9 protein-coding genes are annotated in these 12,850 nt (G+C 43.6%); 7 read left to right on the top strand and 2 right to left on the bottom strand.

The window, feature by feature from the left end:
* Positions 1-7 precede the first annotated feature (7 nt).
* From ISG33_RS08060 to ISG33_RS08045, 4 genes are all read left to right on the top strand, one after another.
* Positions 8-1,861: a DUF885 domain-containing protein gene (locus ISG33_RS08060; protein ID WP_229333503.1), complete on the top strand. Its 1,854-nt coding sequence runs from the start codon at positions 8-10 to the stop codon at positions 1,859-1,861.
* A gap of 187 nt (positions 1,862-2,048) precedes the next feature.
* Complete coding sequence (locus ISG33_RS08055) at positions 2,049-3,458, top strand: YdgA family protein (protein WP_195733107.1); 1,410 nt, start codon at positions 2,049-2,051, stop codon at positions 3,456-3,458.
* Between the two features lie 229 nt (positions 3,459-3,687).
* Positions 3,688-6,045: a DNA polymerase II gene (locus ISG33_RS08050; RefSeq protein WP_195733106.1), complete on the top strand. Its 2,358-nt coding sequence runs from the start codon at positions 3,688-3,690 to the stop codon at positions 6,043-6,045.
* Between the two features lie 76 nt (positions 6,046-6,121).
* A complete protein-coding gene (locus tag ISG33_RS08045; RefSeq protein WP_195733105.1) occupies positions 6,122-7,315 on the top strand; it encodes a serine hydrolase domain-containing protein in 1,194 nt (397 codons plus the stop codon).
* 18 nt (positions 7,316-7,333) lie between these two features.
* Here the strand turns inward: ISG33_RS08045 and ISG33_RS17225 are convergent, their stop codons facing one another.
* Both ISG33_RS17225 and purT read right to left on the bottom strand, forming a co-directional pair.
* The gene (locus ISG33_RS17225) at positions 7,334-7,888 is read right to left on the bottom strand and encodes a type II secretion system protein (RefSeq protein WP_195733104.1); all 555 of its coding nucleotides are present in this window, start codon (positions 7,886-7,888) and stop codon (positions 7,334-7,336) included.
* Between the two features lie 125 nt (positions 7,889-8,013).
* A complete protein-coding gene (gene purT / locus ISG33_RS08035) occupies positions 8,014-9,195 on the bottom strand; it encodes a formate-dependent phosphoribosylglycinamide formyltransferase (protein WP_195733103.1) in 1,182 nt (393 codons plus the stop codon).
* 153 nt (positions 9,196-9,348) lie between these two features.
* On the opposite strand from purT, the gene ISG33_RS08030 reads away from it, so the two are divergent.
* The 3 genes from ISG33_RS08030 (at position 9,349) to ISG33_RS08020 (ending at position 12,849) form a co-directional block, all read left to right on the top strand.
* Positions 9,349-10,113 carry a hypothetical protein gene (locus tag ISG33_RS08030; RefSeq protein WP_195733102.1) on the top strand — a complete coding sequence of 255 codons (765 nt, stop codon included), beginning with the start codon at positions 9,349-9,351 and terminating at the stop codon, positions 10,111-10,113.
* Positions 10,114-10,267: 154 nt separating this feature from the next.
* Positions 10,268-12,160 carry a vWA domain-containing protein gene (locus ISG33_RS08025; RefSeq protein WP_195733101.1) on the top strand — a complete coding sequence of 631 codons (1,893 nt, stop codon included), beginning with the start codon at positions 10,268-10,270 and terminating at the stop codon, positions 12,158-12,160.
* Positions 12,160-12,849 carry a sigma-70 family RNA polymerase sigma factor gene (locus ISG33_RS08020; protein ID WP_195733100.1) on the top strand — a complete coding sequence of 230 codons (690 nt, stop codon included), beginning with the start codon at positions 12,160-12,162 and terminating at the stop codon, positions 12,847-12,849. Before ISG33_RS08025 ends, ISG33_RS08020 begins: the two co-directional genes overlap by 1 nt.
* Position 12,850 lies beyond the last annotated feature (1 nt).

Raw genomic sequence — 12,850 nt, 5'->3', positions numbered from 1 at the left:
TATGAGCATGACAGCCACCAGCAACTCGCAAGCAACTAAAAAATTCGCTACAAAAAAAGCCGTATCGATGGCACTTACCTTGGCCTTGGCAACAATGATGTCGGGTTGCGGCTCTACCGATTCGAATTCAAGTGTGGTGCAAGTTTCTGAAAGCCAGTCAATTGCTCTTAGCCAAAAACAAAGCTCTGAGCAACTTCACTCTCTATTAGACGAAATTTGGGCCTACGAGCTGAGCATCTCCCCTACCTTGGCCAAAAGCCATGGCGAAGAGTCTTCTTCGGCCTTGCCTGATATTCGTCCAGAAGCTCTCGCCAAAAATGCAGCGACATTTGAAGGCTACTTAGCTACCTTAGATAACATCGACAGCTCTGTTTTGTCGACCACCGATAATATTTCGCTACTAATGCAAAAGTATCGCCTTCAAAATTACGTTGATCAGTACAAATATAAAGAATACTTGGTGCCTATTACCTCGGAATATGGCTTCCATAGCGCTATTGGGAACCGTGCCACCGGCGCTAGCATCAAAAATGCAAAGCAACTCGCGCAATATATGATGCTCTTAAACGAAATTCCAGCTCATTTTGAACAACAAATCGCCTATATGAAAACGGGCATGAAGTCAGGTCATGTACAGCCCAAGGCTGTTTTGAAAGGCTTTGAAGACTCAGTTGAAACCTTCTTAAGTGAAACACCGCGGGAAAGTGGCTTTTTTAACGCTTTCGACACCATGCCAGATGAGTTAAAAACCAGTCAGGTAATAAGCGATGCTGAACAGGCTATTGCGAAGGTCAATCAAGCTTATTCTGATTTTTACGACTTTCTCACCGATGAATATATTCCAAATGCAAAAAGCGACATCGCCGTTAAAACATGGCCCAATGGCAGTGCTTTTTACGAAAATAGAATAAAGCACTTTACAACTACCGACATGTCGGCTCAAGAAATCCATGACATAGGTTTAGCTGAAGTAGCGCGGATCCGTGCTGAAATGCAAGAAATTGTCGACAAGTTGGAGTTTGACGGCGACATTAACGATTTCATTCGTTTTTTACGTACCGACCCTCGCTTCTATGCACAAACGCCCGAAGATCTAATTATTACCGCTTCTTATATTTCCAAGAAGATGGATGCGCAACTTCCCAAATTATTTAAAAAGCTACCACGCACACCCTACGGTGTTGCTCCCGTGCCCGATAGCATAGCGCCTAAATATACGACTGGGCGTTATATTTCCCCGCGCTCCGATGATCAACCCGGCTATTATTGGGTTAATACCTACGCGCTCGATAAACGCCCTTTGTATGCCCTCCCAGCACTGACCCTACATGAAGCAGTTCCAGGTCATCACTTACAAATCATGTTAGCGGCTGAAATGGACGAACTGCCCAATGTGCGAAGGTCTACTTACATTTCAGCCTTCGGTGAGGGTTGGGGTTTGTACTCAGAATATCTTGGAGTAGAAGTCGGTATTTATGAAGACCCTTATGACGATTTCGGACGCTTGAGCTATGAGATGTGGCGCGCCTGCCGACTAGTTGTTGATACGGGTATGCATATGTTCGACTGGAGTCGAGACAAAGCGGTTTATTATATGATGGAAAATACGGCGCTTTCTGAGCACAACGTAAATACAGAAATCGATCGCTATATTTCTTGGCCTGGGCAGGCACTCTCTTACAAAATAGGTGAGATCAAAATTAAGGAATTGCGCGCTAAAGCAGAAAAAGTTCTTGGTGAAAATTTCGATATTCGTGACTTCCATGATGCAGTTTTAGCCAATGGCTCGGTCCCCCTATTTGTTCTCGAGGAACACATTAACAACTTTATTGATGAGCAATTAGCAAACTCGAATAAATAGTACCTTTTTTGATTTAACGAATACTGCTTCATAGACGGGTCAAAGCTTAGTTATCGTTCCAGATATTCGATGTATCAATACTTTTAGTACAGGGCACTGTCGTGTATTATAACTGGTACGATGTGTAGAAAGCAGCGTTTAACGTGAGGCTTAGCCCTCGAAGTCGTTCTCCTAACAAGGAAGTATTATGAAAAAAATTATTATCCCTATTGCTACGCTTGCCGCGGTTGGCCTAATCGGCCCAAAAGTTACTGGCAACGGTTTCAATTCGTCACTTGACTCGTTCATAGAAAGTGTCAACGCCAACCCCGGGTACACAGCTACAATTGATAGCAGAAGCATTGGCTGGTTTTCGACCGAAGCAGTGCTTACCTTTGGTCTGCCAACTGACATGTATGAAGATCTTGGTCTATCTGCAAGCGATATTGCAGAATTAAGCGATACAATGAGTTTCACTCTGAACATTGAAGCTCAACATGGCCCTGTATTGACGTTAAATGGTTTTGGTTTGGGATTGTCTGCGTTTAAATCAACAAGCAATGAAGATACCTTCCGTGAGTACCTAGACTACGCCGCAGATAAACGTTTTTACAGTCTAGCAGGTGAAGTTGGCCTATTTGGTGGCACATCCTACACCGATGCAATACCAAGCTTTAGCGTAAATGCTGAAAATAATAATGGGAACGACGTTTTATTCAGTGGCTGGAATGGCGTTGGCACTGACGGAGATAGCTCGACATACAGCGGTGAGATGGCCGAATTTACTGTTGTAGGCGAAGGAAACGACCTGAAAGTAGCTGATGTAAAGCTAGATTTAAACATCGAACTGCCACTTTCTGAGGTTCTCAACAACGTATTTTACAACTCCTCGTCAACCTTTTCGGTGGGTTCAGTGGTGTTGAATATGCCGGTTGAAGAGATAGGTTTTGATATGCACAATGTTGTTGTCGACTTTATATCGACAACTTCTAAGGATGCTGCGTTGATGGATATGGATATCAACTACGCAATTGAGTCGCTCAGTGCTCCCGAGTTTAAAGCTAAAGAGCTAGTAGTAAAAACTGAAATAAATAACTTAGAGCGAGTGCTTTTTGAAACGCTTCAAGAGCTCGGTAACGATCCATTGCAAATGGAAGCTGCCATGCAGGATTTGATGGAGAATAAGTTACTCCCACAGTTGGCAGCTAATCCTGAAATTAATATTACTGAGTTATCTGGTTCCATCAATGGCGGCACAATAGACGCTAAAGTACTTACTAAACTCCAAGGTATCGAAGAAATGCCTACGATGCTTGAAGATCCGTCTTTCTGGATAAGTAAAGCGATATTGGATGCCGACATCAACATGGATAAAACCATGGCAATGTATGTAGGCTCACAGGTTGTTGCTAGCCAAATGGCTGCTGATCCGAGCACGAGTGGCATGAGCGATGATGAAATTATGCAAATTGCCTCGCAGCAAGTAGAAGGCATGCTGGGCATGTTTGCGGCTCAAGGCATGCTCGTTGTAAGTGAAGAAGGTGATTACTCAATGACCTTCAAACTTGAAAATGGCGAAGCATTGCTAAATGGTAATCCAATGCCATTACCTTTGTAGGGTATATTATTTAAATAAATGCCCACTTGTAGCCTCATAGCGGAAGCTTTGTAAGCGCGAGTTAAGACTGAAAAACGCGCCCTCTAGGTAACTAGTGCGGCGCGTTTTTGTAGCGGTAGATTTTTGTCAATTATTTAAGCAAGGCTCAGCCTTGCGATCCCCTTCACTTGCAGTTACCGTTGTAAGTCATACCAAGAATACTAATCGATTTTCTATAGGGCTTATATTAATGCAACGCCACTTCGAAGGTTTTATCCTTAGTGCTCGTCATGTAGAGCGCGGTGGTAAGACTTATATAGAATGCTGGTTCTTAACCCATGAAGGCATAGTAAAAGCAAGCTCTCCCCCTCAGCAAGGGCTGTTCTTCATTCTTCAACACGATGCGCTCAAGGTAAGAGACTTACTGACTCAACATGCCATCGATCATGAATATAAGCCACTTGAACTGAAAACCTTCGACCATCAAGCTGTTGCGGGTCTTTACTTCAATCGAAACTCGGCCCTATACAAAGCCAAAACACTACTAAAAGAGCATAAGGTTTGCTGTTATGAAGATGATATTCGCCCATGCGACCGATATTTTATGGAGCGCTTTATTTATGGTAGCGCAACCTTTAGCGGTGAGCTAAGGTCTAGCAAAAGTGACCTTATTGAACTTTACAATGTTCAATGTAAACCCAGCCTGTTCGTTCCGCAATTCACCCTTTTATCGATTGATATTGAATGCAGTGAGCAAGGTGAATTATTCTCGATTGGCCTGGCGAACGATGACCACAAATGCGTATTAATGATTGGTGAGCCCGAGCCCTGCGAAGACTGGGTTATTTGGGTGAAAAATGAAAAAGCGCTACTTGAGCAATTTGTTACGCACGTTAAGCGATATGATCCCGACATTATCATTGGTTGGAATGTGGTTAACTTTGATTTTCGTCTATTAATAAAACGCGCCGCCTTGTATCGGGTGGAATTGAACTTAGGTCGCGACCAGCAAGCTATCTCATGGCGAGATGCCAGAAACGAGGTCAATCACGGCTTTGTATCGATGGCTGGTCGCGTGGTTGTAGATGGCATTGACGCGCTGAAAACAGCCACTTACCAGTTTGACAGTTTTAGTTTAGAGAATGTTGCACAGTCTTTACTTGGCAAGGGTAAGCAAACCGAAAATGTTGACGATAGACTTGCCCAAATTGAGCATGACTTCAAACACAATAAGCCTAAGTTAGCCAAATACAATTTAATGGACTGCCAACTAGTACTCGCTATATTCGCCCACACAAAAGTACTCGACTTTTTAAGCCTGCGAAGCCAATTAACCGGCCTTGAGCTTGACCGAATGGGCGGCTCGGTAGCTGCCTTTATAAATCTATATTTACCCAAATTACATCGTGCGGGCTATGTCGCCCCTAATCGACCTGAAGATGGTGGACTTGCAAGCCCCGGTGGCTATGTAATGAGCTCAAAGCCCGGTTTGTATCAACATGTATTAGTACTCGATTTTAAAAGTCTTTACCCGTCGATCATTCGCACCTTTAAAATAGATCCTCTTGGCTTGGTTGAAGGCTTAGCTTCACCCGAAGATGCAATTGAAGGCTTTAAGGGCGCTAAGTTCAGTCGTGAGAAACACTTTCTACCTGAAATTATCACATCGCTTTGGCAGCAACGCGATGAAGCAAAGAGAAATAACGATGCCAGTCGTAGCCAAGCCATAAAAATTTTAATGAATTCTTTTTATGGCGTATTGGGATCAGGTGGTTGTCCTTTTTATGATACCCGTTTAGCCAGTTCAATTACGCTGCGTGGTCACGATATTATGCAAACTACTGCACAATGGATTAAGCAAGCCGGCTATGAAGTAATCTATGGCGATACCGACTCCACCTTTGTGTGGTTAAACGGAGAATATTCGAATCAAGAAGCCATGCAAATTGGTGAAGCACTTGCAAGTGAAATCAATGAAAAGTGGCAAAGTGACATTCGTCAGAAGCATCAACTCGATTGCCATTTAGAAATTGAGTTCGAAACCCATTTTAGTCAGTTTTTAATGCCAACTATTCGAGGTTCAGACCTTGGTAGTAAAAAGCGTTATGCCGGCCTAAAAACAAACAAGAACGGTGAGGAGCTAGTCTTTAAAGGCCTAGAAACTGTGCGTTCAGATTGGACTCAACTGGCAAAAAACTTTCAACTTAAGCTATATACCATGGTCTTTGCCGGACAAAACGTAAAAGAGTATTTGTTGCAAATTATTAACGATACGCGCTCGGGTAAGCTCGACGACCAGCTTGTGTATCGCAAACGTATTCGGCGAAATCTCAAGCTCTATGTAAAAAATGTACCACCCCATGTTAAAGCAGCGAGAATGGCAGATGAACAAAATCAAGCGCTAGGTAAAGCCCTTAAATATCAGAATAAAGCTTGGATATCATACGTGATAACCCTCAATGGCCCGCAAGCAATAGAGTATCAAAGCAGCCAACTCGACTATGAACACTACGTAGAAAAACAAATAAAGCCGATCGCGGATGGAATACTGCCTTTCATAGATGGCTCTTTTGACAGCATCACGAGTCAACAACTTGCATTATTTTAAGCAGGCAAGACTTGAGCGTATTACAAAGTCAGTGCAGTATTGAGCACAGAATAAAAATAGAGAAAGGAAAGTTGATATGTGGAAATGGATAGTTGGTGCACTTGTTGCGATCGTGATCGTCGCCGTAGGCTTTTGGTTTAGTATCGATAAAAGCATCCGTTACTTAATTCTCAATCAACCGACTACTGAAAATGTGTTGTTTTGGACAACCGAGCAACGCGATGCCGGCTTTCGCTCCCTAGAGGCATTAGAAGTGCTACCGTACTCTATGGTGAGTAAAAATAGCGCTAGTGCCTCGCAGACAAGCATTGAAGCGGGTGACCTGCTAAATATTCCTGAAGAGAGCATTGACGCTTATTTTCGAGAGCAGCGTATCGCCGGCTTAGTTGTTTTGCACAAAGGCAAACGTGTTTTCGAAAAATACGGCCTAGACTTTGATAAAGACGGTAAATGGACCAGCTTTTCTGTCGCCAAGTCTTTTACATCGACATTGGTTGGTGCGGCAATCAAAGATGGCTACATCAAAAGCCTGCAAGACTCTGTTTCTGATTACATTCCTGATATGCAAGGAAGCGCATACGATGATGTTACTATCGAACAACTGCTCACCATGACCTCAGGAGTTAAATGGGACGAAAACTATAGCGACCCAAATTCCGACGTCAATAAGTTTAACTTTAGCAAAGGCGACGCAGGTGTAGACTCAACCGTGAGTTATATGCGCAAGCTTGAGCGCGCTGTAAAGCCAGGCGAAAAGTGGCTGTACAGTACTGGCGAAACAAACCTCATTGGTGTATTGGTGAGCCAGTCTACCGGAAAAACGCTGTCAGCTTATCTCTCTGAAAAAATATGGCAACACATTGGAGCAGAACAAGATGCCTCTTGGATCCTTGGTCCTTCTGGACATGAAATCAGTGGTTGCTGCATACAAGCGACTACGCGTGATTTCGCGTCGTTTGGCCAATTTATACTCGATGGCGCTGTAGTCAATGGCGAATCAATCGTGCCACAAGGCTGGTTTGAGAAGGCCACGGTGACACAAGTGTCTTTTTCAAGTGATAGCAATAGCAATGGTTACGCTTACCAATGGTGGACCTCTGCTGATAGCTCATTTCAAGGCAAGGGCATTTTTGGCCAAGGCATATTTATTGACCCGAAAAGAGAGCTAGTGATTGCTGTAAATAGCAATTGGCCAGCGGCTTCTAGTCAAAAAGAGGGCGCATCCCGATCGAAAATGTATGCTGAGTTTCAGAAGCTAGTGGGGATATAAGCACTATCGGCTGGCTCATTAACAGTCGTCTATTACCACATCGACGGTGCAGTCTGGACTGCCAAAAGAATCATATAGAATATAACAGCCCTGATCCAAGGGCTGGCCGGTAGCTGGAATATCATAACCTATCCGTGTGTATTGATTGTCGACGCGTGTTGTGATGTTACCACCAACATCCAGAGTCAGAAAATCCAACATATCGCGCGCATCAACTAGTTCCGCGGAGCTTTCTGGGCATAGATTTCGAAAATCTACTTCTGAGCTAAAGGGGCCAAAGTCGACAACGAAACCAACTTGATCGCTACCCGAAGGGCCAGCAGGGTTGCTTGCTACTGCTCTGAGACCCGACACATAAGCCTTTGCCTGCACTAAATCAATAGTGCTGTTCATTTGGGTGGCAACGCCAGTGAGGCTTGCAATACGAGCATCGCGGCTCAGGTCGAGGAATCGTGGAAAAGCAACTATAGCGAGCACGCCAAGCAAAACAATCACGATGATCAACTCTATAAGCGTGAAACCTTCTTGTTGCTTGGATTGTCGACTCTTGCCTAGAAGCTGTGTGATGGACATTTTGCCTCTCAAAAAAATGGACGCAAAAAAGCGCCCAAATATTTACTCAACTAAGGCTTAACGGTAGCAAATTTTTCATTGCCACTAGGTATATTTGCATCGATAAGTTACTTAAAGGTATACCTTTACAGACTTACTTTCACTTTCGAGACCACTTCCTTAGACAAGTCAATTGCGTCACTGAGCTTGTTGGCTCTTGCTAGACCAACCCCCATTCGTCTTCGTCCGGCGACTTCCGGTTTACCAAATAATTTCAAATCAGTGTTCGGCTTTGCTAATGCTTCTTGCAGATTAGCGAAGCTAGTTTGCGTTGAATGCCCATCTACCAAAAGGGCTGTTGACGCTGACGGGCCTCGAAAAGAGATACTAGGAATTGCAAACCCTAAGAAGGCTCTAGCATGCAATGCAAATTCGGATAAGTCTTGAGATATCAGCGTTACCATGCCGGTATCGTGTGGGCGAGGAGATACCTCACTGAAATACACCTCATCGCCCTTTATGAATAATTCCACGCCGAATAAACCGTAACCACCAAGGGCATTTGTGACTTCCTGGGCAATCTCTTTGGCCAAGACAAGTGCTTTTTCACTCATGACCTGTGGTTGCCATGATTCTCTATAATCACCATCTTCTTGACGATGACCAATTGGCTCACAATAAGCCGTACCGTTCACATGTCGAATAGTTAAAAGGGTAATCTCATAGTCGAAGTCAACCACCGATTCAATAATCACCTTACCTTTTCCCGCTCTACCACCCTCCTGTGCATATTCCCAAGCCTGGGCTAGCTCATCAACATTGTGAATGAATGACTGTCCTTTCCCAGATGAACTCATAATTGGTTTAGTGATACAGGGAAAGCCAATGTTCGAAGCGGCTTCACAAAATGTCTCATAGTCGTCGGCAAAGGCAAAGTCTGAAGTGGGTAAACCCAGTTCATGTGCGACTAAACAGCGGATCCCTTCACGGTTCATTGTTAAATGCGCCGCTTTTGCACTTGGGACAACATTAAAACCTTCATCCTCCAACTCAAGCAAGGTAGTTGTCGCAATGGCTTCTATTTCAGGCACGATATAATTCGGTTGTTCTTGCAGTACAACCTTGCGCAAAGCATCACCATCGAGCATAGACAAACAATAACTTCGATCGGCCACTTGCATCGCCGGCGCGTTCGGGTAGCGATCTAAAACAATCACTTCACAACCAAAGCGCTTAAGCTCAATAACCACCTCTTTGCCTAATTCACCACCGCCACAAAGCATCACTTTTGTTGCCGTTGGCGAAAAGGGCGTGCCGATATTATTCATTTTATATCCTTCATTCTTTTATCAACTTAAGTTGGCTGTACACTGTTCTAAAGCAAGCGAGTTTTATTTGTGTTTATAGCGAGTTAAAGCGCGTTAAGTTCATAATGCTACACAATGTTGATCTTCGCTAGTAGTGAAACACGTAGGCTTTGTATGATGATTATTTTTAACACTATTTTATATATGCGCCCACAAAGAAAGCTATGGCAATCATGTTGTTTTATCACGGCAGTTTGCTTTCTGAGTGCATGTAGCAACAAGGATGATGAATCAGAAAATAGCTTAGGTGACTTACGCGACCGACTTAAGAACGACAGTTCTTATTCATCACTTTGGTATGAGCATGCTAAAAATGTTTTCATAGAAGGTGCTGAAAATAGCACCGACGGTAAAAGACCTTCAGTTAATAAGACCGGCATAGAGCGACTTGCTGACATTATCAACTCACCCGAGGAACTGCTCGCTCAACAAGCCCCCCCTTCTCGCGCCTCAAAGCTACCTAGTCAACAAAGTAACGAAGCTAAATTGGAGCGCTTACATCAACAAGAACTGATGCTTCACGCACACCTTTATACGCTTTGCGCTACTTGTTTTGAGCAAGAGCTACAGCATTCTGAACTTCTTGCTAGCCTTGAAAAGCTAAGCCAGGATTTCCCCAACCTACATCTTGGTAAGCTTCGTGCCTATTATGCTAACAATGATGAAAAGCTACTCGCTTATTCCATCAAGTCAGACAAGCAACGAATATACGTCGCGTTTAATTTCTCTTTCGATTTACAGGAAGTTCCTTTACCTTTTGGTTTCATGTCATCGACTAAAGTATCCTTATGGCAAAGTGATAGCGAAAATATCACGAGTTTCGTCACCCAGTCACCGCTTATGATTGGCCCGTTTACGGCAGTCATTATTATTGTCTAATGCACATTGATAGTAATGTAGCAGGCAGACCCACAAAATAACTGCAAATAAAAAAGCCCTTTTTGATTTCTGATGCGTTGGTAAGCAATAAGACACATTATTGCGCCGACCTACTTACAGCGTCTGCGCTTTCATCAGAATTAAGGGAAAAACCATGACTAAATCACCTTCCATATATACAAGCACAGCTATATCTCACCCGCAAAACATCTCTGCATGCCAGGCACACAAAATAGGGAAGGTGAAAAGCCGAGTTGCCTTAGCGCTTGCCGCATCTTTTCTTCTAACGGCTTGTGCAGGTCCGTCAACAAATAGCGATAACAGACCAGAGAAACAAGTTGAGGCGAAAGCGCAAAACACGGCAAGCGAAGAACAAATAGAAAGCATTCAAGTAAGCAGCAGTCGAGCTTCCGAGCACGAGCTTCAACGAATAAGCGTCAGCGAAGCAAAGTTAATACAAAATAGAAGTAAAAGAATGAATGTTCTTAATGATATGGCATCGAGCAGCCAGTTCCACGCCGAAGTTGATTGGGATTCTCAGGCAATTAACAATGAAAACTATGAGTCGCCAAATATTGGCTCGGTAAAACTCACCACTCAGGACCCGGTATCGACCTTTTCCGTCGACGTAGACACCGGTAGTTACACAAATACAAGACGTATGCTCAATCAAGGCATGCTGCCCCCGACCGACGCCATTAGAATTGAGGAGTTTATCAACTATTTCGATTACGACTATGGTGTGCCGCCTGATATGAATCAACCATTTAGCGTCAACACCGACGTGTCGAGCGCGCCATGGAACGAGCAACGCCATCTTCTCAGAGTCGCCTTAAAAGGATATTTGCCCGATATCGCAGACTCTAAGGGCAGTAACCTAGTATTTTTACTTGATGTATCGGGCTCGATGAACCAAAGCAACAAGTTACCGCTTTTAAAACGTTCGTTATTGATGCTAAGTAAGCAACTACAGGCCAACGATAAGGTAGCTATCGTTGTATATGCGGGCGCATCTGGAGTGGTCTTAGAACCCACAAATGGAAATAATAGAGCAGAAATTGAAAAGGCCTTAATGCAACTTCAAGCCGGGGGCTCAACGAATGGCGGGGCAGTCATCCAACTAGCATACAATTTGGCAGAGCAATCCTATATACAAGGCGGAGTAAACCGAGTGATTTTGGCCACCGATGGTGACTTCAATGTAGGGATGTCGGATCACGACGCGCTCATCAGTATGATAGAAAAGAAACGTGAAAAAGGTATAGCATTAACCACTTTGGGCTTTGGTCAAGGCAATTATAACGACCACCTAATGGAACAACTTGCTGACGCAGGCAATGGCAATTATGCTTACATTGACACTATAAACGAAGCCAGAAAAGTGCTTGTAGATGAGTTGCAATCAACTATGCAGATCATTGCCAAAGATGTAAAAGTTCAGGTGGAATTCAATCCTGCCACGGTAGCGGAATATCGCCTTATTGGTTATGAAAACCGTGCCTTGGCAAATGAAGACTTTAACAACGATGAAGTAGATGCAGGTGACATCGGTGCCGGCCATACAGTCACCGCATTATATGAAATTAGTCTGCAGTCAAGCTCCAGTAAATATAACAGTGCGCTACGCTACACGGATGGCGCAGAAAACGAAAACAAAACACTCGCTGAGTTAGGCAACGAATTGGCTTATGTTAAGCTACGTTACAAAGCACCAAATAGTGATACTAGCAACTTAATTGAAACGGCGGTTACTAAAGATAAAATAGTGGCCTTTCAGCAACAATCAACGGATTTTAAGTTTGCTGTTGCAGTAAGCGCTTTCGCCCAGCGGCTTAAAGAAAGTAAGTTTGCGAGTGATATTAGCTACCCATGGATCATCGAGACCGCAATGGAAAATAAAGGTAGAGATGATTTCGGTTACCGAAACGAGTTTTTGCAACTCGTTAGAAACGCGCAACAACTTGCAGAGCAAACTATGCCACCGGCAAATCTTGATAAAGCAAATGAAAACATGAATGAACAAGTGTATAGCCAACTGAGGAACTAATGGCGAATTCTGACTCAACAAGTCTATCAGAGCCTGCATTAGCAGACTCCGCAGCTCAAAGCCTAAGGAATGATCATATTCATGAGGCACAAAAGGCTACCGCTAATAATACAGCAAGTGACGAAGACTTGATGGGAGCATACGCAACAGGAAATCTTGCTGCCTTTGAAACACTGTATTTACGGCACAAAGGCAGCTTATTTCGATACTTACTAAGACAGGTAAAAAACCAAGGTCAAGCTGAAGATCTATTTCAGGAAGTATGGGCAAAAGTTATTCGTGCCGCTAGCACTTACAGAAGCTCGGCTAAGTTCACTACATGGCTTTATACTATTGCGCGTAATAAGGTCATTGATAGCGTACGGCATATAAAAGTGGTTGATACGGTAGAAGAGGCTCCATCAGAAAGCACAACGTCAAATACAGAGGGCAGTGACGATTCCCAAACACCTGATTTATATCTTAAGCGCAGTAGGCAAAGCTCGGCCTTAGAACACTGCATTAACAATTTACCACGACATCAGCTCGATTGCTTTCTATTGAAGGAAGAAGGTGGCTTCTCAGCAAATGCCATTTCAGACATCACAGAAGCCAAACTTGAAGCAATCAAAAGTCGATTGAAAAGTGCTTATAAGAATTTACGTTCTTGTTTGGAAGTCAATCTAGGCAAGCACTGGGAGGAAAATTAGT

It is taken from the genome of Marinibium conchae (assembly GCF_015595035.1).
In the GTDB taxonomy this organism is placed as follows: domain Bacteria; phylum Pseudomonadota; class Gammaproteobacteria; order Enterobacterales; family Alteromonadaceae; genus Glaciecola.
The sequence above is the reverse complement of the archived record's forward strand: the minus strand, read 5'-3'. Positions and strand labels throughout refer to the sequence as shown.